The sequence below is a fragment of the Micromonospora terminaliae genome, assembly GCF_009671205.1.
Taxonomy (GTDB): Bacteria; Actinomycetota; Actinomycetes; order Mycobacteriales; family Micromonosporaceae; genus Micromonospora; species Micromonospora terminaliae.
In genome coordinates this window covers 651,523-663,964 of record NZ_CP045309.1, presented here as the reverse complement: position 1 = coordinate 663,964, position 12,442 = coordinate 651,523, and the positions used below count along the sequence as shown (strand labels likewise).

Genomic DNA, 12,442 nt, shown 5'->3' with positions numbered 1-12,442 from the left:
CGGTGCTCCACCCGTATGGATTGGACAGGCTCGCGTCCGGCATCCTCATACCGTGATCGACGCTCAGCCGCGCCCCTCTCGGGCAACACTCGCCCGTGCTGTGCTGGCGGGTCTTGGCGCAAACATCGTCGGGGTGATGTACCTCTTCGGTGCCGCCGCCGGCTGGATCGAGGCCACCGGCCCGTTGACGGCCTTCATCGTGCTCTGGATGCTCGTGTCCGTGCCCAACCGCGTCCTCGAAAACTGGAAGGAGCGGCTACCGGCCCGGGTCGGCCGAGCCAATGAACTGGTCGGAAAGGCGCTCGGTGTCATCGCGGTGGTCGCCGTATTCGGCATCTCCTTCGCGGAGTTCGTCCTAGGGTTCCGAGTCTTTGACTGACCGCTCGCTGCCACCCTGCAGAGCGAGGGCTGGGAGGCTCCAGGCGCTGATCAGCTTGATGCAAGTCGTGAGCGTCCTAGAGTGGCCGGCATGCGGATCAAAGCGGTTGCCGTGCCGGCCATGCTGACGTTCCTCCTGACCCCTGCGGTTGGCTGTGCGTCCCCGGCCCCCTCACCGCCGCCGACGAACACGACGACGACGAACGGTGGGTGCGACTTGACTTCGGGGAGCGCAATGCCACGGAGGCGCGCGATCATGAATCCCCACAGCGTTACAGATTCCACGACGCGCTGCTCGTAAGCCACGACGGCACCGGGTACGAGCTGCTGGCCCTCGATGGGATGCCGGACGAGGGCTGGTCGAGCCGATTCACCCCGTGCTCTGCTTGAGCTGCGGGAATCATGGCCAACTACGATCCGGAACCGCACCGGGAGGGGTCAGATGGAGACCTGGCGCGTCGTGGCGGCTGTCATTCTCGGCCCGGCTGTGAGCCTCGTAGGCGTCGCCCTGGCCACCAACTTTCGGGGGGTGACGGAGTGGCACATGCGGCGATCGATGTCGACCGCGAGCGTGCTACGGCGAGTACCGCCATGGCGCTGGCTACCTGACGTCCCGCACGAGGAGCGTCGAGCGCACTTCATCCTGCTGGAACGAGTGATCGGCGCAGCCCTCGCAGTGGCCGGCGTCCTGATCTTGGCTAGTGCCGGCTACAGCGCTCTGACCGGTCAACCGATGCAGACGGTGAAGTAGCCTTCAGCTCAGCGTTCAGCGTGTTCGCTGTCCGGCTGGCCTCGATTCATCAGTGGGGCCGTGATCCGCTCGTGGCGTTGCGGGAAATATGATCAGGCCATGCCCTTGACGGTGGATGACGTCGACCGATTCGAGCGGTCGAGGCCCCGTCTGGCGGCCATCGCCTATCGCCTTCTCGGCTCCGTGGAAGAGGCGGAGGACGTCGTGCAGGAGACGTTCCTGCGCTGGCAGGCCGCCGATGTCGACCGCGTCGAGGTTCCCGAGGCTTGGCTGACCAAGGTGCTCACCAACCTGTGCCTCAACCAGCTCACCTCCGCGCGGGCACGCCGCGAGACCTACGTGGGCCGTTGGCTCCCCGAGCCGCTGCTCGCGGGGGACCCGATGCTCGGCCCGGCCGAGACCGCCGAGCAGCGCGAATCGGTCTCGTACGCGGTCCTCACCCTCATGGAACGCCTGTCCCCCAACGAGCGGGCCGTGTACGTGCTGCGGGAGGCCTTCGACTACCCGCACCGGGAGATCGCCGAGATCCTCGACATCACCGAGGGCGCCAGCCAGCAGATCTTCCACCGTGCCCGAAGGCATGTCGTACACGGAAAGGCCCGCAGCGACATCGACCAGGCCGCCGCCCGGCGGATCGTCGAGGAATTCCTCGCTGCCGCCACCAGTGGCCGGACCGATGAGCTCGTACGCCTGCTCACCAAGGACGCCATCTCGATCGGCGACGGCGGAGGGAAGGTTCCGGCGCGCACCAGGGCGTTCGAGGGAGCCGTCGCGGTCGCGAAGTTCGTCTGGGGCCTGTTCAAACCCGCCGAGGCCAAGCGCGCCGTCGTCGGCGGCTCGCCCGAGATCTACGCCGGGAGCGCCAATGGCGAACCCGCCGTTGTGGCCGTCGTGGAAGGCCGGGTCGTCGCCGTCATGTGCCTGGAGGTCACCACCGAGGGCATCACCGCCTGCCGTACCCAGGCGAACCCCGACAAGCTCCGACGCGCAACCGAGCAGTGGGCGACGACCGCCCATGGGGAACCCCTGCTGACGATGTGACGCGCATCACCGACGGCTCCTGTCAGCAATCGGTGGGCCATCCGGTTCAGGTGACAGATCTGAACCGGACAGCAAGGGAGCCGACGATGAGGGTGCTGGTGGCAGGTGCGACCGGAGCCATGGGCAAGGAACTGGTGCCGCGGCTGGTCGACGCCGGGCACGAGGTGTTCGCCATGATCCGAAGCGAATCCAACAAGGCCAGGGCAGCACAGCTGGGCGCCGTACCGGTCATCGCTGACGCCCTGGATCGCGCCCAGGTCGAGGCGGCCGTGCGCCAGGCGGCCCCAGAGGTGGTCGTTCACCAGCTGACCGCCATCGGGCACGTCGACACCCGCCACTTCGACCGCAGCTTCGCCGCCACCAACCGGCTGCGCGTCGAGGGCACCGACAATCTGCTCGCGGCCGCACGCGCCACGGGAGTACGACGGTTCGTCGCCCAGAGCAACGGCGCGTTCACCTACACGCGGACCGGCGGGCCGGTCAAGACCGAACAAGACCCCCTCGACCGCGCACCGATCAGCCAGATGGCCCCGATGATCGCCGCGGTCGAACACCTGGAGAAGGCCGTCCTGGGCGCCGCCTGGACCGAAGGGATCGTCCTGCGCTATGGCGCGTTCTACGGGCCCGGCACCTCCATGGCACCCGGTTCCGAGCAGCTCGAGATGATCCGCAAGCGCAAGTTCCCGATCGTCGGCGACGGCGGCGGGGTGTGGTCGTTCGTCCACATCGCCGACGCCGCCGAGGCAACGGCCGCAGCGGTGGAGAACGGCGGCCGCGGTGTCTACAACATCGTCGATGACGACCCCGCCCCGGTCGCCGAATGGCTGCCGGAACTGGCAGCGATGCTGGGCGCCAAGAAGCCCATGCGCGTACCGCGGTTCATCGGACGGCTGGCCGCGGGACAGGCCGGCGTCGTGCTCATGACCGAGCTGCGCGGCGCCTCCAACGCCAAGGCCAAGCACGAACTGGGCTGGCACCCGGCCCACCGCACCTGGCGCCAGGGCTTCCAGGTCGCGCCGTGACGTGCTGAGCGTCGTTCGTCCCGCCTCAATTGGTGCACCGGAAGCCTGTCGAAGGGCAACCACCCGGCAAGGATGGCTGCCCTTCGACCATGCCCGAGGTGTACGGAGCCCCGCCCGATCAGCGCGGGAACGAGCGCAGGGGTGACCTGTCGCCCACGGACCAGGTGTGCCCGAACGGGTCCGTGAAGCCACCTTGACGGTGCGTCCCCCAGGGCACGCGGTGATCCTCGATTGCCGCTCCGGCGACCGCGCCGGCCGCGACGGCACGCTCGATGAAGGTGTCGGGGTCGTCGACGAACACCTCGATGCGGGCGCTCGTGACCCCCGCCTGGACGGGGCTGGTCTCTGCCGGGTTCTCGGGATTGACCTGGTGGAGGAAGAAGGGGGCGTCCCTGATCTCAAGGCCGGCCACACCACCGAGGTTCCACAGCTCCGTCGCGCCCAGTGCGGTCTTGTACCAGGCAACTGCGGCGTTCGCGTCGGAGACGATCAACATCACAGAGATCACTGGCGGTGCAGCAAGCGCCGTGTCGCCGGACAGGGCGGAACGATCTTTCGGTTCCTCGGGCATGCCTACAGCATGCCGGACATCGCCACCAGCGTCTCCCCAGTCTGGCCGATGGCCGGCGGGATGCTCTGCCGCAACCGTCCTTCTACGGCGGCCCTCCGGTGCGCTGCTTACAGGTCCATCGCGTAGACCCGGACCCGGCGGCCGGTGTCCGGCTGCACGGTCTCGCGCTCCAGCGACATGCCCAGCTTGACCATCACCCGCGCGGACGCTTCGTTGCCGACGACGTGGATGCTGACCAGCCGCCGCAGGGCGAGCTCGGCACGGGTGTGGGCCACCACCGCCCGGGCCGCCTCGGTGGCCAGGCCTCGGCCCCAATGCGCGCGGCCGAGCCGCCAGCCGATCTCCACGGCCGGCATGATCTCGGGCAGGAAGGTCGGCACCGCCAGCCCGGTGAAACCGGCCAGCTCGCCGGTCTCCTTGATCTCCACCGCGTACAGGCCGAAGCCGCGCTCGTCCCAGTGGCGCTGATAATTGGCCAGGCGCTCCGCGGTCGCGGTCCGGTCCAGGGTGCGGCCGTCATGGATGTAGCGCATCACCTCGGGCTGCGCGTTGATCGCGGCGAACCCGTCCAGGTCATCGCTCCGCCAGTGGCGCAACAGCAGCCGCGGAGTCTCCAGGGACGTGGCATCAAGGGAGCTTGTCAGGTCAGGCACATCCACTTCGTAGCAGTCACCGCTCGCACGGGCCACCACTTAAGACCGCCTCAGTAGGCGTCACCTACATACCGCAAGATTCTTTAACCGGACGTGTCACCCACGTCCCGAGACTGATCTGTCACGCGGGTCCTGAGACCCGGCACGGCCGGCCCACCGCTAACCCACGAGGCTCTTGGCCATGAGGTGCTCGCGGCGCACACCGTCGGGCATGAGGTCGCCGAGTTCACCCGTGTCACGAAAGCCGTTCCGCTGGTAGAGGGCCCAGGCGTTCTTGTTGTCCTCGACAACGGCCAGTCGGAGCGTCCGTGCACCCGCCAGCCGGGCCCACTGCTCGACCGCACGCACGAGATGGTCGCCGACGCCGTGGCCACGTCCCGCGGGTGCCACGTACATCGAGATCAGCTCGACGACCGCGTCGTGGTCGGTCGGCACTCCGCTGGCCATCCCGACGGCTTGCCCGTCGAGCATCGCCAGGATGTTGTACGAGCCGGGGATGGCCAGTCGACTGCGCCAGCGTTCCTCGCGGTCGCCGTCACCCTGCCAGTCCGCCAGCTGGGAACCGAAGGCGTACCCCGCTTCCGCGAGCGCAGCGAGCCGCAGTTCCCGCCACATCTTCCAATCGCCCTCGCCAAGCACGCGTGTTTCGATCACGCGGAGAGGGTTCCGCAAGCGTGGCGAGCAGGCAACCCGGTATCCGGTGACGCGGTGTGACGACCAGGCCGTATGGAACGGCGAACCGTCACGGCCATCCGACACTGATCCCGCGAGTGACGCCCCCTTGGCCGTGATAGCTGAACTCGGCGCATCCTTGCCAGATGCGTGTAGAGGTTGCCCAGCCTGGATCGTCGATGCTGCGGCGCGCGGTGGCCCATCCGGCGGTGTGGTCCCTGCCCGTGATGGCGCTGCTGGTGTTCTTGGCCATGCCGTTCAACGACGGGTTCTACGAGCTCTGGGTCAACTATGACCCCCAGGGCGACGCCCAACAGCACGAGTGGATTTACACCGAGCGGGTCTTCCGGTACACGTCCGGTGTCCTGTGCGGACAGCTCCTCGCACTGCTGGCCGGCGCCGCCCTCGCCCGTCGCCACGCGCAGATCACCGCGCTGATGGTGGCGGTCTCGCTCGCCGTGGCTCTGGCGGGTGTGACCTTCGCGGTCGCGTATCCGCTGGCCCGGGCCGCCGAGGGCATCTACTTCACCACGGCGCCGCTCGACGACCCCGTCCTGGTTCGAGTCCTCGTGCGTGAGCTGGCTGCGTACCCGCTCTACGCCGCCGCCGGAGTCGGCTTGAGCGTCCTGCTCCGCGGCTTGGCTCGCGGCGGGCGCTGGCTGCTCCTGGCGCTGCTGGCGGCGTGCTGGTGCGCGGCCACCCTGACTGGTCTGCTGCAGGACGACCGGTTCAACGCCCCGTACTGGCTGCTGTGGGCGGCTCCACCGATCGCGGCGGGCGCGGCAGTCGCACTGGCCGCCCTGTCGATCGATGTGTGGTCCCAGCCGCCCGTGCTCATGGGGGACTGGGGAAGCAGCGCCAGCGCCGCCCTACTGACCGGCGCCGCGGCATACGCTCTCGGGCTGAATCTGCTCGGCGGCCTGGCCGAACGGCGGCGCCGACGGCGCAGTAACGCCGGGACCGGTCCTTCGTCTGCTCACGAAGACCCAGGATCGCTGGGCGGCGGCTGAACACGGCGATGTCGTCCAGTCGTCGGCCATCCGCTTGATCATTCCGTGCATGGTCCGGATCTTCGGAGCACCACCCGACATATCCGCGCCTCGGCGCAGCCACCTGGTGGTCGATGCCGCCGCCCGGCTAAAGATCAAGCTGGTTCTGCTGCGGGGCCAGAGTGCGTAGAACATCGAACTCGTTGCCCTCGGGGTCTGCCATGACCACCCAGTTGCGGTCCGAGCCCTGGCCTACATCCGTCATGGTGGCGCCAAGGCTGAGCAACCTGGTCACCTCGTCCTTGGTGCTGCCGTCGATGGGGCTGACGTCGAGGTGAAGCCGGTTTTTGACGGCCTTGTCCTCGGGCACCTGGATGAACTGCAGGGTGGGCGGCATCTGGCGGGCCCGCACATCCTCGACGGTCGGCACCCAGGAACCGATCTCGACCCTGCCTTCGCTCCGGTCGATCACCTTGAAGTCCAGGACCGCGCACCAGAAGGCCGCGAGCCTTTCCGGATCGCGGCAGTCAACGACCAGCTCCGTAAACCTACTTGTCATGACTCTCCCAGATAGTCAGGTCTGCGCAGAAAAGTTCTCGGGTGTCGAAGGGCTCAAGCACATTCGTCACCGCCGGCGTCACTTCCCCATACCGGTGAACAGGGCGCGAAGGACCCGGTCGACGTACTCGTGGGTCACGGGTTCCTGGGTAATCAGGAATTGGAAGTACAGCGGCCCCGAGAGGATCGCCATGGCCAGGCTCAGGTCGAAGTCGGGCGACAGTTGGCCTTGGTCGCGTGCCGTTTCCAGTCGGGCGACGGTCATGGCGGCTTGCGGACTGATGAAGCGCTCGTTGAGCGCGGCGGCGAGCTGGGGGTCGTGCTGTGCCTCGCTGACCAGGGCTCGGTAGAGCGGGCCGAAGGGCGGGTTGCCCAGAAGGTCGACGGCCGCGTGGATCTGCGTGCGCAGGTCGGCGAAGATGTCGCCCGTGTCGGGGTAGTCCAGGCTGGATTTGTGCAGCGAGAGCAGTGAGTCGAGGAGTAGGGCTCCCTTGGATGGCCACCTGCGGTAGATGGTGTGCTTGCCCGCGCCGGCTCGGGCCGCGACCGCTTCGATGCTGAGTTTGGCGTAGCCGATCTCCTGGCCCAGTTCCAGCGTGGTCCGCATGATGACCTCGGTCCGTGCGGCGCCGCGACTGGGTTTGGTCATGCCACCACCATACCGGCACGGCACGTGCCGTGCTTGACGGTACCCCGGTCAGTGCGCTTTCCTTTCGGCACGGCACGTGCCGTTCTGACGAGGGGAAGCGCATGGATGCTGATGTGATCATCGTGGGTGCCGGCCCGACCGGCCTGATGCTGGCCTGCGAACTGCGCCTGGCCGGGGTACGGCCGCTGGTGCTGGAGCGGCAGCAGCGACGCCGGGACACCCCAAAGGCCGGTGGCCTCGGCGGACAGATCCTGGAGCTGCTGCGCTACCGGGGCCTCCTGGAGCGATGCGAGGCCGCCTGCACCGGCCCCGTCCCGGCCCCCCGGTTCCCGTACGGCGGCGTCCACCTCGACCTGACCGGGCTCGTCGACCCCCCGCTGCGTGCTCTACCGCTCCCGCAACAGCGCCTCGAAGAGATGCTCGACGAGCGCGCCGGCGAGCTCGGTGTCGAGATCCGCCGAGGGCACCAGGTGACCGGGGTCGAGCAGGACGAGGCCACCGTGACCACGGAGGTGGTCGGCCCGGACGGACCGTACCGGTTGACCGCCGGCTACCTGGCGGGCTGCGACGGCGCCCGCAGCCTGGTCCGGGAGGGGGCGGGCATCGCTTTCCCCGGCACCGCCTATCCGGAGGTCAACCGGCTGGCGCAGGTAACCTTTCCCGACACGGTGACCGTGCTCGCCAACGGTGATCTCGACGTCCCCGGCTTCGGCACGGTCCGCGGGGGCTTCACCCGCACGGACCGAGGTCTCCTCGGCGTCGGGGCGTCGCCCAATTCACCCGTGGTCTCCCTCTACACCGCTGAGGATGAGAGCACGGAGTACGACGATGACACTCCGATTTCCATAACCGAGTTCCAGCACAGCTTTCGTCGCGTCCTGGGGGCGGAACTTCCGGTGGACGACGCGATCCGGCTGTCGCGGTTCACCTTCAAGGCCCGGCACGCCGAGCACTACCGGAAAGGACGGATCCTGCTGGCGGGTGACGCGGCTCATCTGTTCCCCGCGACCGGTGTGGCGATCAATGCCGGCATGCTCGACGCGGTCAACCTGGCCTGGAAGCTGGCCGCGGCGGTCCATGGCTGGGCGCCGGGCGGTCTGCTGGACACCTACCACGACGAACGGGCCCTCGCTGGCGCGCGCACCATGCTGCACACCCAGGCCCAGGTGGCGATGCGGCGCGGAACCGACCCGGCCGCCGAGGCGCTCCGCGAGGTCTTTCAGGAGCTACTCGCCGACGAGCAGCCACTGCGCCGCATGGGGGCGCTCGTCGCCGGCTCCGACATCCGCTACCCGATGCCCGGTTCATCCGGCCACCACCGGTTGGTCGGATCGTTCGTCCCCGACCTCGCCCTACACAGCGACCGGGCAGTGACCCACCTTGGCGAACTCCTGCACACCGCTCGGCCCGTTCTCCTGGATCTCGCCGACCGCGAGGATCTCCGCCGGGCGGCTGCAGACTGGCGGTCCCGCGTCGATGTCCGCACAGCCAGGACCGACGACCGCCCGGCCGACGCCATCCTGATCCGCCCGGACGCGCACATCGCCTGGGCAGCGGCCGTAGAGGAATCCGCCGCTCACACCGCGCCGGCGCTGCGCGAAGCGCTCACCCGGTGGTTCGGTGTCCCCGAGAACAACGCCTGACGTCCAGCCCTCCGGAAGGAAGCGATCACATGCCACCCATCCCCGCCGACCCGACCGTGGTGCATCCGATGCCCGACCAACCGCGAGTCGTGCTGCTCAAACCACTGGTGACCTCACCGCTGATCACCGTCGGGGAGTTCACCTACTACGACGATCCGGAGGACCCGACCGCCTTCGAGAACCGCAACGTCCTGTACCACTACGGGCCCGAGAGGCTCGTCATCGGGAAGTTCTGCGCGCTGGGCGAGGGCGTGCGGTTCATCATGAACGGCGCCAACCACCGAATGGATGGCCCCTCGACCTTCCCCTTCCCGATCATGGGCGGTTCCTGGGCCGACCATTTCGACCTCATCACCGGCCTGCCCGGACGGGGCGACACCACGGTGGGAAACGACGTCTGGTTCGGGTACGGGACGACCGTGATGCCCGGCGTCCACATCGGTCACGGATCAATCATCGCCTCCGGCTCCGTCGTCGTTGACGACGTCCCCGACTACGGCATCGTCGGCGGCAACCCCGCCCGGCTGCTGCGCCACCGTTACAGCCACGCCGATATCGACCGCCTCCTCGCGCTGGCCTGGTGGGACTGGCCTCTGCCACATCTCACCGAACATATCCCCACAATCATGTCCGGCACCGTCGACGACCTGGAAGCCGCGGCCCCCAGCCCTTCCCCGCATTGAAAAACGAGCGTAAGCATGCTCCGTTCATCGCCCGCCGTCCCGTTCACCGCCTGACTTCGCGAACACGCCGTCCCGCTCGGCCGAGGATGTCGCAGGGCGAGTTGCCAGGAGCCTGAGGTGCACCACGACCCTCAGCGTGCGCAGGCCCGATGGCGCCCCTGAGCACATTCATCGCGGCCTCGTGCTTCGCCATCGCCGGGCGTGTCCCACCAGCAGGCCGCAGGCTGTGGCCGAGCATGGGCAGATCCTCCGAAACGAAGGCGCTCTACCAGCCGCACCGGTTCACGATGCGAGCAACAGGAACCAAGTGACCTCTTCGGTGTGAACTCTCGGCGAGCTGGTCGGATCGGGCTCGGTGCGAGGTCAAACGGCCTGCTGAGGCCCTTCTCGGCTCGGTTCGGCTGGCACGGCTGCTGTACTTCGGTGCTGTACTGCTGGCATCAGACGAGGCGCTGGATGCGGACCTTCGGGCGCTCGTTTCTCAGGTGGGCTTGCTTGTGCTGGCGGACCTGCTCGTCCCAGACCTCCTGGTCGTAGTCCGGGTGGGGTGGGATCCACTTGTGGGAGCCGTCGCTGTAGTGGAACTTCTCGTCGCCGGGTCGCAGGATGCTCATCGGGTCCAGCCGAGGAATCGGTGGTGCAGGTGGCCGGCGGGGACGTGGGTCAGGTCCTGGGCGGCGTCAACGAGTTGGGCGGCCAGGTAGAGGGCTAGCGACACCGGGGCCTGGTCGTACTCGGCTCGCAGCTCCCGCCGCCGGGTCTGGCATGGCCACTCCCCCGCGCAGCCGCCGCACGTCCACGCCGGCCTCCTCGGGAGGTGCGCCGTCATCGCCGGCTGTCCTGGCTGGGCCAGTGGCCGCGGTTGATAGGGATGCGGTGACGGCTTCGGCACGGCAGGGCCGCACCGCATCGGCAGACGTGTCTCCATAACCGCCACGACCAGACGGGCCGGTGGCGACGAGCGAGGGTGAGCGCAGCCGCCAAGACGTACTCCTCGTAGGAGACCCGCTTCATCGGCTCGCCGGAGCCGTCAGGGTCACGGGCCGCCGAGTGGGGTAATCGGAAGGGTCCACTGCCGCCTCCTCGTGCCGCAGGTGTCCGGAGGCGTGGATGCCCGATCGCGGGGGATGCGCCGGACATCCACGCCGGCGAGGACGGCCCACAGCGCCAACCGGGGGAATCGACCTCCTCGGCAACCTCCCACAGGTACCGTTGGGTAGTCAAGGGCTGGCATAGGTGGTCTACTCGTGTTGCCAACCGAGGGGAACACCGTGCCACCGCGTTACCGCTATGAGCAGATTGCCGACGACCTCGCCGAACGCATTGCGTCGGGCGAGTTCGCGCCGGGTTCCAAGCTGCCGAGCCGGCGAGAGTTGATCGAGCACTACGGGGTCACCGAGCCGGTGATTGACCGCGCCATGCAGGTGCTACGGATCAAGGGCATGACCGAGACCCTGCCGGGCGTAGGCGTCTTCGTCGCCGAGTAGGTCGGGCAGCGACCCCAGGCAGGTCGCTGCCTGAAAGCGCTTCGATGTGAACGCCGTTGCGGCGCAATGTCTGCTGCCACCGGCTGTCATCCGCTGCTGCTCACCTCGGCCGCCGCGCCGCTATTGTCGTCCGCTGCTGCCCGTAGGTGCTGCGTTCGATGCTTCCTCGCTGCTTCGCTCCTGGTCGCCGGCGGTAGCTCCTACGGCTCGATCGGTTGCTGGACGCGGTAGACCGGCTCGGCTTCCTCTTCGACGCGTAGGCGTAGGGGTCAGCCGTGGGGGGTCAACACGATCAAGGGCCGGTCCCCCATGATGGAAAACCGGCCCTTGACCTGCTGTGCGCCCGAAGGGACTCGAACCCCTAACCTTCTAGCAGATGCAGAACCTCTCCCAAGGCCCATCAAAGTCAACGCTGGCCTGGAGCGGGTAACCGGGCTCATTCATCCTTGCGCTTACGTACTTCCTGTTAGCCAATGACAGGAATTGAGCGGCCCCATCAACGTAACCGATACTAAACTTTTCCCAGGTTCCAACAGTGTCAGCACTGGCCCGCAGCGGGTAACCGGGCTCATTCATCCTTGCGCTTACGAATTTATTGGCGGCGATCGAAATAATTACGTGTTCATCTCTACTCCACTGGACGATGCAGAACTTCTCCCACGCCCCTACATTGTCAGCACGGGCCTGCAGAGGAGCTGCACTCGTGGTCAGATTTGGACTGACGTACTTGCTGGCGGCAAACGAGTAGATGGCGTTCGAGCCAGTCGAGCAGGTTTCGGCTAGCGCCGAAGGGGTCGCTGAGGTGGCGTTGTAGTACGTCGCCGCAGAGGCGCTTTGCGGGCCAAAGAAGTTGATTACAAGAACGGCGGCGGCCAGGACGAGGAGGTATCGTCCAAATTTGAGCACGCCAAAGCTAGGTTTCCCCCGTGTCATACAGATCACTCCCTAAATCGAGCAACGCCTGCGTAACGTGATCGGAAGGTTATATTACGTCTGGCCATGCGTCAATATTTCGACTCGCAGAATTGACGCAGAGTCGCAGTCCTACGCAGCGGCCGAGTTCTCGCCATCTCGTCTGCCGCCAACCGACACCTCGGTGGAGCAGACCAGGGCCAGGGTGACAAGGTGGAGCGCCCCACTGGACGAGTCTCAAGACATCCCGACGACATGGGCGTCCGGTCCTGGCGCTCGCCCGTCGACGTCCGCCGGCGTGGCTGCTCGACTGGCCGCTACCGGCTGCGGGTGGGGCATCGACCCCGCCGGAGAAGCCTGGTCGCTGTTGTTGAACGGTCCTGCCTCGTGACGTACAGCAGGTTAATCACGTGGGCAACTGGAAGCCGCGTGA

Annotated in this window: 16 protein-coding genes; 8 read left to right on the top strand and 8 right to left on the bottom strand. The window is 67.5% G+C overall.

Annotation, left to right across the window (positions count from 1 at the left end; all coding sequences use genetic code 11):
• The first annotated feature begins 52 nt into the window (after positions 1 to 52).
• From GCE86_RS03095 to GCE86_RS03080, 4 genes are all read left to right on the top strand, one after another.
• Positions 53 to 379 (top strand): hypothetical protein, encoded by a 327-nt coding sequence (locus GCE86_RS03095; RefSeq protein ID WP_154225494.1) that lies wholly within the window; start codon positions 53 to 55, stop codon positions 377 to 379.
• A gap of 441 nt (positions 380 to 820) precedes the next feature.
• Positions 821 to 1,129, top strand: a complete 309-nt coding sequence (locus GCE86_RS03090; RefSeq protein ID WP_154225493.1) for a hypothetical protein — start codon at positions 821 to 823, stop codon at positions 1,127 to 1,129.
• A gap of 99 nt (positions 1,130 to 1,228) precedes the next feature.
• Entirely contained in the window at positions 1,229 to 2,170 is a 942-nt protein-coding gene (locus GCE86_RS03085) for an RNA polymerase sigma-70 factor (protein ID WP_154230309.1), read from the top strand.
• Between the two features lie 86 nt (positions 2,171 to 2,256).
• Entirely contained in the window at positions 2,257 to 3,192 is a 936-nt protein-coding gene (locus GCE86_RS03080) for an NAD-dependent epimerase/dehydratase family protein (protein WP_154225492.1), read from the top strand.
• 118 nt (positions 3,193 to 3,310) lie between these two features.
• Here the strand turns inward: GCE86_RS03080 and GCE86_RS03075 are convergent, their stop codons facing one another.
• The 3 genes from GCE86_RS03075 to GCE86_RS03065 form a co-directional block, all read right to left on the bottom strand.
• On the bottom strand, positions 3,311 to 3,763 hold the full coding sequence (locus GCE86_RS03075; protein WP_154225491.1) for a VOC family protein: 453 nt from the start codon (positions 3,761 to 3,763) through the stop codon (positions 3,311 to 3,313).
• Positions 3,764 to 3,870: 107 nt separating this feature from the next.
• The gene (locus tag GCE86_RS03070; protein ID WP_244317161.1) at positions 3,871 to 4,416 is read right to left on the bottom strand and encodes a GNAT family N-acetyltransferase; all 546 of its coding nucleotides are present in this window, start codon (positions 4,414 to 4,416) and stop codon (positions 3,871 to 3,873) included.
• Between the two features lie 159 nt (positions 4,417 to 4,575).
• Positions 4,576 to 5,070, bottom strand: a complete 495-nt coding sequence (locus tag GCE86_RS03065; RefSeq protein ID WP_154225490.1) for a GNAT family N-acetyltransferase — start codon at positions 5,068 to 5,070, stop codon at positions 4,576 to 4,578.
• A 164-nt stretch (positions 5,071 to 5,234) separates the two neighbouring features.
• On the opposite strand from GCE86_RS03065, the gene GCE86_RS03060 reads away from it, so the two are divergent.
• Positions 5,235 to 6,098 carry a hypothetical protein gene (locus GCE86_RS03060; protein ID WP_154225489.1) on the top strand — a complete coding sequence of 288 codons (864 nt, stop codon included), beginning with the start codon at positions 5,235 to 5,237 and terminating at the stop codon, positions 6,096 to 6,098.
• Positions 6,099 to 6,225: 127 nt separating this feature from the next.
• Here GCE86_RS03060 and GCE86_RS03055 read toward each other — a convergent pair whose 3' ends face one another.
• Together GCE86_RS03055 and GCE86_RS03050 are read right to left on the bottom strand one after the other, a co-directional pair.
• On the bottom strand, positions 6,226 to 6,636 hold the full coding sequence (locus GCE86_RS03055; RefSeq protein ID WP_154225488.1) for a VOC family protein: 411 nt from the start codon (positions 6,634 to 6,636) through the stop codon (positions 6,226 to 6,228).
• A gap of 78 nt (positions 6,637 to 6,714) precedes the next feature.
• Positions 6,715 to 7,284: a TetR/AcrR family transcriptional regulator gene (locus tag GCE86_RS03050; protein ID WP_204343278.1), complete on the bottom strand. Its 570-nt coding sequence runs from the start codon at positions 7,282 to 7,284 to the stop codon at positions 6,715 to 6,717.
• Positions 7,285 to 7,313: 29 nt separating this feature from the next.
• Here GCE86_RS03050 and GCE86_RS03045 point away from each other — a divergent pair, with 29 nt between their 5' ends.
• Both GCE86_RS03045 and GCE86_RS03040 read left to right on the top strand, forming a co-directional pair.
• The gene (locus GCE86_RS03045) at positions 7,314 to 8,927 is read left to right on the top strand and encodes an FAD-dependent monooxygenase (protein ID WP_244317159.1); all 1,614 of its coding nucleotides are present in this window, start codon (positions 7,314 to 7,316) and stop codon (positions 8,925 to 8,927) included.
• 29 nt (positions 8,928 to 8,956) lie between these two features.
• Entirely contained in the window at positions 8,957 to 9,610 is a 654-nt protein-coding gene (locus GCE86_RS03040; protein WP_154225487.1) for a CatB-related O-acetyltransferase, read from the top strand.
• Positions 9,611 to 10,050: 440 nt separating this feature from the next.
• Here GCE86_RS03040 and GCE86_RS31540 read toward each other — a convergent pair whose 3' ends face one another.
• Both GCE86_RS31540 and GCE86_RS03035 read right to left on the bottom strand, forming a co-directional pair.
• Positions 10,051 to 10,224 (bottom strand): hypothetical protein, encoded by a 174-nt coding sequence (locus GCE86_RS31540; RefSeq protein WP_167537022.1) that lies wholly within the window; start codon positions 10,222 to 10,224, stop codon positions 10,051 to 10,053.
• The gene (locus tag GCE86_RS03035) at positions 10,221 to 10,439 is read right to left on the bottom strand and encodes a flavin reductase (protein ID WP_154225486.1); all 219 of its coding nucleotides are present in this window, start codon (positions 10,437 to 10,439) and stop codon (positions 10,221 to 10,223) included. The genes GCE86_RS31540 and GCE86_RS03035 overlap by 4 nt, the downstream gene beginning before the upstream one ends.
• A 418-nt stretch (positions 10,440 to 10,857) precedes the next feature.
• Here GCE86_RS03035 and GCE86_RS03030 point away from each other — a divergent pair, with 418 nt between their 5' ends.
• Positions 10,858 to 11,097: a winged helix-turn-helix domain-containing protein gene (locus GCE86_RS03030; protein WP_154225485.1), complete on the top strand. Its 240-nt coding sequence runs from the start codon at positions 10,858 to 10,860 to the stop codon at positions 11,095 to 11,097.
• Positions 11,098 to 11,466: 369 nt separating this feature from the next.
• On the opposite strand, the gene GCE86_RS03025 is transcribed toward GCE86_RS03030, so the two are convergent.
• A complete protein-coding gene (locus GCE86_RS03025) occupies positions 11,467 to 12,003 on the bottom strand; it encodes a fascin domain-containing protein (RefSeq protein ID WP_167537021.1) in 537 nt (178 codons plus the stop codon).
• Positions 12,004 to 12,442 lie beyond the last annotated feature (439 nt).

Excerpts from the sequence above, each read along its gene's own strand:
- GCE86_RS03055 (WP_154225488.1), bottom strand. The coding sequence starts at position 6,636 with ATGACAAGTAGGTTTACGGAGCTGGTCGTTGACTGCCGCGATCCGGAA.
- GCE86_RS03080 (WP_154225492.1), top strand. The coding sequence starts at position 2,257 with ATGAGGGTGCTGGTGGCAGGTGCGACCGGAGCCATGGGCAAGGAACTG.
- GCE86_RS31540 (WP_167537022.1), bottom strand. The coding sequence starts at position 10,224 with ATGAGCATCCTGCGACCCGGCGACGAGAAGTTCCACTACAGCGACGGC.
- GCE86_RS03085 (WP_154230309.1), top strand. The coding sequence starts at position 1,229 with ATGCCCTTGACGGTGGATGACGTCGACCGATTCGAGCGGTCGAGGCCC.
- GCE86_RS03040 (WP_154225487.1), top strand. The coding sequence starts at position 8,957 with ATGCCACCCATCCCCGCCGACCCGACCGTGGTGCATCCGATGCCCGAC.
- GCE86_RS03090 (WP_154225493.1), top strand. The coding sequence starts at position 821 with ATGGAGACCTGGCGCGTCGTGGCGGCTGTCATTCTCGGCCCGGCTGTG.
- GCE86_RS03050 (WP_204343278.1), bottom strand. The coding sequence starts at position 7,284 with ATGACCAAACCCAGTCGCGGCGCCGCACGGACCGAGGTCATCATGCGG.
- GCE86_RS03060 (WP_154225489.1), top strand. The coding sequence starts at position 5,235 with ATGCGTGTAGAGGTTGCCCAGCCTGGATCGTCGATGCTGCGGCGCGCG.
- GCE86_RS03035 (WP_154225486.1), bottom strand. The coding sequence starts at position 10,439 with ATGACGGCGCACCTCCCGAGGAGGCCGGCGTGGACGTGCGGCGGCTGC.
- GCE86_RS03075 (WP_154225491.1), bottom strand. The coding sequence starts at position 3,763 with ATGCCCGAGGAACCGAAAGATCGTTCCGCCCTGTCCGGCGACACGGCG.